Source organism: Streptomyces sp. NPDC003327 (genome assembly GCF_053589515.1).
The window spans coordinates 95,841-105,513 of the sequence record NZ_JBSFSA010000016.1 but is presented as its reverse complement, the minus strand read 5'-3'; the positions used below and the strand labels follow the sequence as shown (position 1 = coordinate 105,513).

Below are 9,673 nucleotides of genomic sequence, written 5' to 3'. Positions count from 1 at the left end.
TCCAGGAACGGGACCACGTCGTCCGGGCCCTCGGGGCCGCCGAAGGAGAGCAGCAGCAGGGCGTCGTACGGGGCGGGATCGTGCTGATCGGACATGGCTCCGATCCTGCCACCCGCCGCTGACGGCGCGGGTCGCGGCCCGTCCGAAAAAAGGGGGATGCCTCATCGACTTCAACGCCGTAGGCTTTAGACGTTAATTACACGTGTTGAGTACGCGCGGGGTCGCCGCGCCGACGCACGGAGATCCGGAGTTCCCCTTGGCCAGTCCCTACCGCGCGATCTTCTCGGCGCCCGGCACCACCTCGTTCTCCGTGGCCGGGTTCTTCGGCCGCATGCCGCTGTCCATGATGGGCATCGGCATCGTCACGATGATCTCCCAGGTCACGGGTCGGTACGGCCTCGCGGGCGCCCTCTCGGCGACCCTGGCGATGTCCGCCGCCGTCCTCGGCCCCCAGGTCTCCCGCCTGGTCGACCGGTACGGCCAGCGCCGGGTGCTCCGCCCGGTCACCCTGATCTCGCTCGTCGCCGCGGGCGGGCTGCTCCTCTGCGTGCAGCAGCAGGCGCCCGACTGGACGCTCTTCGCCTTCACCGCCGTGATCGGCGTCGTGCCGAGCGTCGGGGCCATGACACGGGCCCGCTGGGCGGAGATCTACCGCGGCGAGGCGCGCTCGCTGCACACGGCGTACTCCTGGGAGTCGATCGTCGACGAGGTGTGCTTCATCTTCGGCCCGATCATCTCCATCGGCCTGTCGACGACCTGGTTCCCGGAGGCCGGTCCGCTGCTCGCGGCCGTCTTCCTCGCCGTCGGCGTCTTCTGGCTGACCGCCCAGCGCGGGACCGAGCCGCAGCCGCACCCGCACCGGGAGGCGAGCGGCGGCTCCGCCCTGCGCTCCCCCGGCCTGCAGGTCCTGGCCCTCGCGTTCGTCGCCACCGGCGCCATCTTCGGCTCGGTGGACGTGGTGACCGTCGCCTTCGCCGAGGAGCAGGGGCAGAAGGCCGCCGCGAGCCTCGTCCTCGCCGTGTACGCGCTCGGGTCCTGTCTGGCGGGCGCGGTCTTCGGACTGCTCCACCTCAAGGGCGAGCCCTCCCGCAGGTGGCTCCTGGGCATCGCCGCGATGGCCGTGAGTATGATCCCCCTCCTACTGGCCGGGAACCTGCCGTTGCTGGCCGTGGCGCTCTTTGTCGCGGGCCTCTCCATCGCACCGACGATGGTGACCACGATGGCCCTCGTCGAAGCGCACGTACCGCGCACCAAGCTGACCGAGGGCATGACCTGGACGGGTACCGGGCTCGCGATCGGCGTGGCGCTCGGCTCCTCGGCCGCCGGCTGGGTGGTCGACGCGTCGGGAGCGGAGGCGGGGTACGTGGTGCCCGTGGTCTCGGGCGCGCTCGCGGCCGCGGTGGGTGTGCTCGGACACCGCCGGCTGAGCAGGCCGGTGCCGAACCGGGAGGGGCAGCGTGAACGGGACGACAACGGCGGGGGCGACGGGTCCGACGGCCTCGGGGAGCGCAGGGGCGGCGAGCAGACCGTGGCGTAACTGGGCGGGGAACGTCACCTCCCGCCCCGTACGGGAGGTGAGGCCGGCCTCGGCCGAGGAGCTCGCCGAGGCCGTGCGCCGCGCCGCGGAGGACGGGCTGCGGGTGAAGACGGTCGGCACCGGCCACTCCTTCACCTCGATCGCCGCCACCGACGGCGTCCTGGTCCGGCCCGACCTCATGGCCGGCATCCGCCGCGTCGACCGCGAGACGATGACCGTGACGGTCGAGGCGGGCACCCCGCTCAAGCGGCTCAACGTGGCGCTGGCCCGGGAGGGCCTGTCGCTCACGAACATGGGCGACATCATGGAGCAGACCGTCGCCGGGGCCGTCTCCACCGGCACCCACGGCACCGGCCGCGACTCGGCCTCGATCGCCGCGCAGATCCGCGGCCTGGAGCTGGTGACGGCCGACGGCACGCTGCTGAGGTGCTCCGGGCAGGGGACCGAGGAGGAGCGCGCGGTCTTCGAGGCCGCCCGGATCGGCCTCGGGGCGCTGGGCGTGATCACGGCGATCACCTTCGCCGTCGAGCCCGTCTTCCTGCTGACCGCCCGCGAGGAGCCGATGAGCTTCGAACGGGTCACCGCGGAGTTCGACGAGCTGCACGCCGAGAACGAGCACTTCGAGTTCTACTGGTTCCCCCACACGGACAACTGCAACACCAAGCGCAACAACCGCAGCCAGGGCCCCGCCGCGCCGCCCGGCCGGGTCAGCGGCTGGATCGAGGACGAGTTCCTCTCGAACGGCGTGTTCCAGCTCGCCTGCTCGCTCGGCCGCGCGGTGCCGCCGGTCGTCCCGACGCTCGCCAGGATCTCCAGCCGGGCGCTGTCGGCCCGTACCTACACCGACATCCCGTACAAGGTCTTCACCTCGCCGCGCCGGGTCCGCTTCCTGGAGATGGAGTACGCGCTGCCGCGCGAGGCGGCCGTCGCGGCCCTGCGCGAGCTGAAGGCGATGGTCGAGGGCTCGCCGCTCAAGGTGAGCTTCCCGGTGGAGGTGCGGACCGCCCCGGCGGACGACATCCCGCTCTCCACGGCCTTCGGGCGCGAGACGGTCTACATCGCGGTCCACCTGTACAAGGGCACGCCCCACCACGGCTACTTCACCGCGGTGGAGCGCATCATGACGGCGCACGGGGGACGGCCCCACTGGGGCAAGATCCACACCCGGGACGCCGAGTACCTCGCCGGCGTCTATCCGCGCTTCGCCGAGTTCACGGCCCTGCGCGACCGGCTCGACCCGGACCGGCGCTTCGGCAACGACCACCTGCGCAGGGTGCTGGGCGACTGACGGCGGGGCGGGCGGGGGCAGGGCCCGGATCACTCCGACGGGGCCGACGGGGCCGGCGGGGCGGCCGGGTCGGCGGGGTCCGTCGGGGGCGTCCGCGTCGGGGCGGTCGGAGCGGTGGGCGTCGCCGGGTCCGTCGGCCGCGCGGGGGGCGTGGGCGTCGCCGGAGCCGTCGGTTCCGTCGTGGGCCCGGTCGGTGTCGGCACGGCCGGGGTCGAGCCCCCGTCGGCCGAGCCGGACGGCGTGGGCGCGGGGGCGCCCGTCTCCGCCCCGCCGCCCGGGGTCGTGTCCCCGTCGTCCGCATCCGAGGGCGCGGGCGTCGGGGTCGGTGTCCCGCCGCGGCCCGGCGCGTCCGCGCCGCCGGGGCCGTCGTCCGCGCCGCCGCCCCGGACGACGGAACCGAAGGTCGTCCTGCCCTGCGTGCCGCTGAAGTCCTCGCCCGAGACGAGCTCGTAGGCGGTGATGCCGCCCATCGTGACGCCGAAGACCAGGGCGGCCGCGATCGCCGGACGCCGCCATCCCCGTACGCGGGTGCCGTGGGTCGTGGCCTCGCCGAACTCTTCGGCGTACGGGACGGGGGCGGGGGCCGGGAAGGGGGTACGGGCCGGGGTCTGACGGGCCTTCGGCCGGGCCGCCGCCTTCGCGTCCCGCATCTGCTCGCCGGTCCGCTTGAAGAGGTGCTGGAAGAGCGGACCGCCACAGGTGGCGATGACACTGATCACACCCGCGCCGACGATCGTGCCGTACACACCGAGGGTGGCGGCGAGTTTGGCGGCGACGACGGCGGCGACGGCGCTGCCCGAGACCTGAGCGACGCTCAGATCGATCCTCCGCCTGCCGTCCCGCGCCGGCGCTGTCGCCGTCTCCCCCGTATCTCCCGCCCCCACCGCCTCGTTGGTGCCGGTCTCCGGCCTCTGACGCATCGCCAACCCCTGCTTGCTCATCTGTTCCACCGTGCACCCAGAAGGGACAAATGGGCGAAGCGAATAGTTCCGTTTCCGGTGGTTCTGTGAAGAGCGACACGTGGGAGGGGGCGTCACGGAGACTCAACTCCCGTACCGCCCGAGAAGTTGAGCGGCGCGCCGGTCCACCCAAGTGGCCCGAATGGAGTACATTGACGAACCCTGGGGTCCGGACGCCTTCACGGGTGCCCGGAACACGGGGAGGGGGCCGAACCCGGCACTCGAACCGGCGGCGCCGCGGCACCGCACGGAAACCCGCTGCGCAGCGTGACCGCCAGTCACTCCGCGTAGCGATCAGGTAACCGTGCCATAACGGCGTTCCAGGGTCCATGCCCGACACGCCGGGCAACTCGGCAAGGTAGTGGCAGGCTGCACCCGGGCAGGCCACACTCGACTAGCGGAAGCAGCGACGCACGTGACGTCGGCAGGCACCACCCGGGAGGTCCCCATGCCCGAACTGCGTGTCGTGGCCGTCTCCAACGACGGCACACGACTGGTGCTGAAGGCTGCTGACAGCACGGAGTACACGCTTCCGATCGACGAGCGGCTCCGTGCCGCCGTGCGCAACGACCGCGCGCGCCTCGGCCAGATCGAGATCGAGGTGGAGAGCCACCTCCGCCCCCGTGACATCCAGGCGCGGATACGAGCCGGTGCCTCCGCCGAGGAGGTCGCCCAGCTCGCCGGCATTCCCGTCGACCGCGTGCGCCGCTTCGAGGGCCCCGTGCTCGCCGAGCGCGCCTTCATGGCCGAGCGGGCCCGCAAGACCCCGGTCCGCAGGCCCGGCGAGAACAGCGGCCCCCAGCTCGGCGAGGCCGTGCAGGAGCGGCTGCTGCTGCGCGGCGCCGAGAAGGACACCGTGCAGTGGGACTCCTGGCGGCGCGACGACGGCACCTGGGAGGTGCTGCTCGTCTACCGCGTCGCGGGCGAGGTCCACACCGCCAGCTGGACCTACGACCCGCCGCGCCGGCTCGTCCAGGCCGTCGACGACGAGGCGCGGGCCCTCATCGGCGAGACCGACGACACCATCGCCGCCGCCCCCGAGCCCAGCTTCCCCTTCGTGCCGCGCATCGCCCGGCTGCCGAGGGACCGGCCGCTCGACCGGGCCCTCGACCGGCAGCTGGACCGGGCGCCCTCCGCGTCCGCCGCCGAGCCGGAGGAGGAGCGCGACTCGCTGACGAGCCTCCTGGAGGCCGTGCCGAGCTTCCGCGGCGACATGGTCGTGCCCGATCCCCCGGAGACCGAGCCCGCGGAGGAGGCGGAGGCCGAGGAACCCCCGGCCCCGGCCGCCTCGGCGGGTGCCGGAGCCGCGTACGCCGACGTCCTCATGCCACGCGCCGTCTCGGGCCACCGCGACCGCCTCCACGGCGCAACGGACCGCCAGGCGGAGGCCGACGGCGTCCGCCCGGGCCGCCGCGCGGCGGTGCCGAGCTGGGACGAGATCGTCTTCGGCACCCGGCGGAAGAAGCAGGACTGACGCACGACTCCTTGTACGTCGTGAGGAGGCCCGCACCTGACGTCAGGTGCGGGCCTCGTCGTGCGTACGGAGGGGGGCGCGGCGCGCGTACGGGGCGGGCCTCGTCGTACGTACGGGACGGGGGCGCGGCGGCTCCGTCGCTCCCGGAGGCCTACTGGGGGTCGGGGCCCGTGGCGACCGGGCGGGACGGGTCGGAGGACCACTCCGACCAGGAGCCCGCGTAGAGCGCCGCGGGGATGTCCGCGAGCGCCAGCGCCAGGACCTCGTGGGCGCCCGAGACGCCGGAGCCGCAGTAGACGGCGACCGGCGTTCCCGCGCCGACGCCCAGGGCGGTGAACCGCTCGCGCAGCGCGTCGGCTGCGAGGAACAGGCCGTCCGGGCCGACGTTCTCCGTCGTCGGGGCCGAGACCGCGCCCGGGATGTGCCCGCCGACCCTGTCGATCGGCTCCACGTCACCCCGGTAGCGCTCGGCCGCCCGGGCGTCGAGGAGCAGCCCCGAGCGGGCCAGCGCCGCCGCCTCGTCCGCGTCGAGCAGACCGAGCGCCCCCGGCTTCGGCCGGAAGTCACCGGGCTCCGGCGACGGGGTCTCGCGGGACAGCTCCCCCGTCCAGGCGGCGAGGCCGCCGTCGAGGACCCGCACGTCGGGGTGGCCGGCCCAGCGGAGCAGCCACCAGGCGCGGGCCGCACCCCAGCCGAGACCGCCGTCGTAGACGACGACGGGCCGCCCGGTCGAGACGCCGGCCCGGCGCATCGCCGCCCCGAAGGCCGCCACGTCCGGCAGCGGATGGCGGCCGCCGGTGCCGGGCGGACCGGCGAGTTCGGTGTCCAGGTCGACGTAGACCGCGCCGGGGAGGTGACCGGCCTCGTACTCCGGCCGCCCGGGCGGGCCGCCGAGCGTCCAGCGGACGTCCAGGAGGACCGGCGGCCGCTCCCCGGCCGACTCGCTGAGAAGTTCGCTTGCGGAGATGATGGGCTTCATGGGAGCCATCCTCGCGCAGCCGCACGGCCGTGGCGGGGAATCCCCGGCGTCCCTCCCACCGGACCCACCGGATCCCGCCACCGTCGGCCTCGTGGGCGGGGCGCGACGCGCCTTTCGGTTTTCGGTGCGACCATCGGCACGGGCACGGTCAGTGGAAGCGGTCCGAGGAGAGAGTGACGATGACCGAGGCGACTCGGCGTACACCCGGTACACCCTGTTGGGTGAGCCTGATGGTGCACGGGATCGACGCGACACGGGAGTTCTACAACGCGCTCTTCGCCTGGGACTTCGTCCCCGGTCCGCAGCAGCTCGGCCCGTACGTCCGGGCCCTGCTGGACGGCAAGGAGGTCGCCGGCATCGGCCAGATGCCGCCGGACCGGCACCTGCGCATCGCCTGGACGCCCTACCTCGCCACGCCGGACGCCGACGAGACCGCCGAGGCCATCCGCAGCTGCGGCGGGACGGTCGCGGTGGGGCCGCTGGACGCGGGCGAGGCCGGCCGGATGGCGATCTGCGCCGACCCGATCGGTGCGACCTTCGGCGTCTGGCAGGCGGAGGCGCACCACGGCACGGCGGCCGCGGGCCCGCCCGGGACGCCGGTCTGGAACGAGCTGCTCACGTACGAGACGTCCGCGGCCGGGAAGTTCTACCGCTCGGTCTTCGGGTACGAGGTCGAGCCCGTCGTCTCCGCCGACCACGACTACGCGACGCTCCTCCTCGACGGCCGCCCGGTGGCCTCCCTGCACGGCGTCGGCAACGCGCTGCCCCGGGACCGGGGCGCGCACTGGATGACGTACTTCGAGGTCGCCGACGTCGACGGGGCCGCGCGGCTCGTCACCGAGCTCGGCGGACGGGTGCTGCGGCCGCCCCGGGACGGCACGGCCGGGCGCCTCGCCCTGGTGTCCGACCCGGAGGGCGCCGTCTTCACGCTCGTCCGGTCCGCGGACCGCTGAGGCGCCTCCGCCGACCGCCGAGGTGCCCGGCTCAGATGCCCCGCCGACCGCCGGGGTGCCCGGCTCAGGTGCCCCGCCGACCGCCGGGGTGCCCGGCTCAGGTGCCCCGCCGACCGCCGGGTCTCAGGGCCTGCGGGCCCGCACGAGGTTCCGGAGGCGTCGGCCCGCCGTGGCCGCCGTGCGCGCGGCGGCCGGGTCGCCGCCGGGCAGGCCCAGCCGGGTCAGCCGCTCGACGGTGAAGTGGTGGGCGGTGCCGGGTTCGGCGTGGTGGGCGGCGAGGAACCGCTCCGTCTCCTCCCGCATGCCGGGGTGGCTCGTGTGCCGCATGCAGTAGCCGACGGCCCGGACGAGCGGGGCGAGGGAGGCGGGGGCGGGGCCGGGCACGGCGGGCGCCGCGTCGCCCTCCAGGTCCGGGACGAGGTGGTCGACGACCGTGAGCGGGATGCGGTTGCTGTTCTCGAACGGTGTCAGCCGGGCGAGCAGCTCGGCGGTGCCGACCCGCGCGACGGGGACGTCGTAGTAGACGGCGGCGGTGAGCAGCGCCGTGGAGAAGCATCCGACGACGAGCCGGGGACGGCAGCGCTCGTAGAAGGTCTCGGCGAGCAGCGGCCCGTCGAGGACGGTGAGCCGCACGCCCGCCCGCTCGGCCTCCTCGTGGAGCACCTGCGAGTAGCGCACGGGGGCGGTCGGGTGGGGCTTGAAGACGAGGGAGCGGTGTCCGGCCGCGACCGCGCCCCGCACCATCCGCAGGTGCAGGTCCTCCTCTTCCTCGGCGGTGAGGAGGCCGAGGGCGGCGAGGTACTGGCCGAGCAGCAGCGCGGTGGGTTCGGCGGCGGCGGCCCGCTCGACGGCCCCGTCGATCGCCGGGTCGTCGGCGACGGCCGCGGCGATCTCGGCGAGGACCGCCCGGAAGGCCTCGTCGGGGACGAGCTCGGCGCCGACGCCGTACTCGGTGAGCAGCAGGGGCCGCAGGCCGGGCACGAGGTCGAGGTGGAGGACGCGCCGGATGCGGCAGGCGACCGACTGGGGCAGGTCGGAGCGGGTGGGGCCGTAGCTCATGAGGCCGTCGGCGTAGACGTCGACGGTGCTCTCGGGAAAGGCTCCGGCGAGTGCCTTGGCGGGATTGACCTGGATGGACTCGACGATCAGCTCGACGGGCGCGGTGCCGAGGCCCCAGGCGGTGCGCAGGACGCGCTGCCAGAGCGGGGCCTCCTCGGGCCGGGGCGCCCAGGTGGCGGGGTGGTACGGGTGGATCGTCTCGTTCCAGTCGAGGACGCCGTCGAAGCGGGCGGCGATCCGGTCGTACCCGGCCATGCTCTCCAGGCGCAGCGCGGTCTCGGGGATCTCCGCGTTGTGGGAGAGCAGCAGGAGCCGGCGGGCGTCCTCGCGGGGGCCGTACCGGCCGGCGTCGAGCGCGGCGGCGACGGTGGCGGCTCCGTAGAGGGTGGACACCTGGAAGATCTGGACCGGGCGGCGGTCGTCGGGGGCGGCGGGGGCCATGGGTCAGGCGGTCCTTCCGGTGTCGCGCAGGCTCCGGAGGAGGGTGCTGCGGGGGGTGTCCATGGTGGCGAGGGTCTCGTCGAGGACCTCCCGCGGCATGCGGTGCAGGGCGTCCGCGACGTCGGACCGCAGCTTCCGGGCGACCTCGGGCTCGTACCCGCCCGCCTTGTTCACGTGGAAGGCGATCATGGCGCAGTAGGTGCGGACGGCCTTGGGCAGGAAGCGGTCGGCGTCCACGTCCCGGGAGACCTCGTCGAGGAGGAGGTCGTAGGAGGGGATGAAGTCCAGCTGGCGGTTGTCGGTGATCTGGGTGAGGGACGTGGTGACGCCGCGCCGGTAGAAGACGCCGTGCAGGGAGAGCGCCGCGTAGGTGCGGGCCTTGAGGTGGAGGCGCCAGACCCAGAGCCGGTCCTCGGCCGTGCGCAGGGAGGTCTCGAAACGCGATTCCCCGTTCCGGAAGAGCCGCGCGCCGTAGATGCCGAAGGGGACGAAGGGATAGTCGACCATCGTCACCATGCCGGCCGGGGAAATGCCGTCACGGGGGTCCATGACCGTGTCCCTGTGCTTGGCCGGAGCGTATTTGATCTGCCTTTTCCGGCCTTCCGAAAGGACGTGGTCGGTGCGGGCGAAATCGCAGCCGAGGCGCTCGATTCCGGCGACGGCGGCCCGCAGGTGTCCGGGGGCGTACCAGTCGTCGCCGTCGAGGAAGGTGAGGTACGCGCCGCGCGCCGCGTCGATGCCGGTGTTGCGGGCCTGGGCGACGCCGAGGTTGGTCTCGTGCCGGATGACGGTGGAGTTCGGGAGGCGGTCGCGCCAGCGGTCGAGGATCTCCGGGGTGTCGTCCGTGGAACAGTCGTCGATCAGCAGGAACTCGAACTCCGGATCCGCGTTGTTCGCGAGGCTGCGGAGGGTGTCGGGAGCGTACGCCCCGACATTGTGGAACGGGACGACGACGGACAGTTTCGGCACACGGATTCCCAACA

8 protein-coding genes are annotated in these 9,673 nt (G+C 74.0%); 4 read left to right on the top strand and 4 right to left on the bottom strand.

All coding sequences use genetic code 11. The features are described 5' to 3' along the window. The first annotated feature begins 256 nt into the window (after positions 1–256). The gene (locus ACWDVG_RS16230; RefSeq protein WP_451699826.1) at positions 257–1,537 is read left to right on the top strand and encodes an MFS transporter; all 1,281 of its coding nucleotides are present in this window, start codon (positions 257–259) and stop codon (positions 1,535–1,537) included. A gap of 37 nt (positions 1,538–1,574) precedes the next feature. After that, positions 1,575–2,825 carry a D-arabinono-1,4-lactone oxidase gene (locus ACWDVG_RS16225; protein ID WP_451699825.1) on the top strand — a complete coding sequence of 417 codons (1,251 nt, stop codon included), beginning with the start codon at positions 1,575–1,577 and terminating at the stop codon, positions 2,823–2,825. Positions 2,826–2,854: 29 nt separating this feature from the next. On the opposite strand, the gene ACWDVG_RS16220 is transcribed toward ACWDVG_RS16225, so the two are convergent. After that, entirely contained in the window at positions 2,855–3,766 is a 912-nt protein-coding gene (locus tag ACWDVG_RS16220) for a hypothetical protein (protein WP_451699824.1), read from the bottom strand. Between the two features lie 433 nt (positions 3,767–4,199). Here ACWDVG_RS16220 and sepH point away from each other — a divergent pair, with 433 nt between their 5' ends. Continuing rightward, positions 4,200–5,258 (top strand): septation protein SepH, encoded by a 1,059-nt coding sequence (sepH, locus tag ACWDVG_RS16215; RefSeq protein ID WP_451699822.1) that lies wholly within the window; start codon positions 4,200–4,202, stop codon positions 5,256–5,258. 151 nt (positions 5,259–5,409) lie between these two features. Here the strand turns inward: sepH and ACWDVG_RS16210 are convergent, their stop codons facing one another. Continuing rightward, complete coding sequence (locus ACWDVG_RS16210) at positions 5,410–6,237, bottom strand: sulfurtransferase (RefSeq protein WP_451699821.1); 828 nt, start codon at positions 6,235–6,237, stop codon at positions 5,410–5,412. 179 nt (positions 6,238–6,416) lie between these two features. Here ACWDVG_RS16210 and ACWDVG_RS16205 point away from each other — a divergent pair, with 179 nt between their 5' ends. Next, a complete protein-coding gene (locus ACWDVG_RS16205; protein ID WP_451699820.1) occupies positions 6,417–7,190 on the top strand; it encodes a VOC family protein in 774 nt (257 codons plus the stop codon). 123 nt (positions 7,191–7,313) lie between these two features. Here the strand turns inward: ACWDVG_RS16205 and ACWDVG_RS16200 are convergent, their stop codons facing one another. After that, positions 7,314–8,690: a polysialyltransferase family glycosyltransferase gene (locus ACWDVG_RS16200; protein WP_451699819.1), complete on the bottom strand. Its 1,377-nt coding sequence runs from the start codon at positions 8,688–8,690 to the stop codon at positions 7,314–7,316. A 3-nt stretch (positions 8,691–8,693) separates the two neighbouring features. Next, on the bottom strand, positions 8,694–9,659 hold the full coding sequence (locus ACWDVG_RS16195; RefSeq protein WP_451699818.1) for a glycosyltransferase family 2 protein: 966 nt from the start codon (positions 9,657–9,659) through the stop codon (positions 8,694–8,696). Between the last annotated feature and the right edge of the window lie 14 nt (positions 9,660–9,673).

Excerpts from the sequence above, each read along its gene's own strand:
- ACWDVG_RS16220 (WP_451699824.1), bottom strand. The coding sequence starts at position 3,766 with ATGAGCAAGCAGGGGTTGGCGATGCGTCAGAGGCCGGAGACCGGCACC.
- ACWDVG_RS16210 (WP_451699821.1), bottom strand. The coding sequence starts at position 6,237 with ATGAAGCCCATCATCTCCGCAAGCGAACTTCTCAGCGAGTCGGCCGGG.
- ACWDVG_RS16205 (WP_451699820.1), top strand. The coding sequence starts at position 6,417 with ATGACCGAGGCGACTCGGCGTACACCCGGTACACCCTGTTGGGTGAGC.
- ACWDVG_RS16200 (WP_451699819.1), bottom strand. The coding sequence starts at position 8,690 with ATGGCCCCCGCCGCCCCCGACGACCGCCGCCCGGTCCAGATCTTCCAG.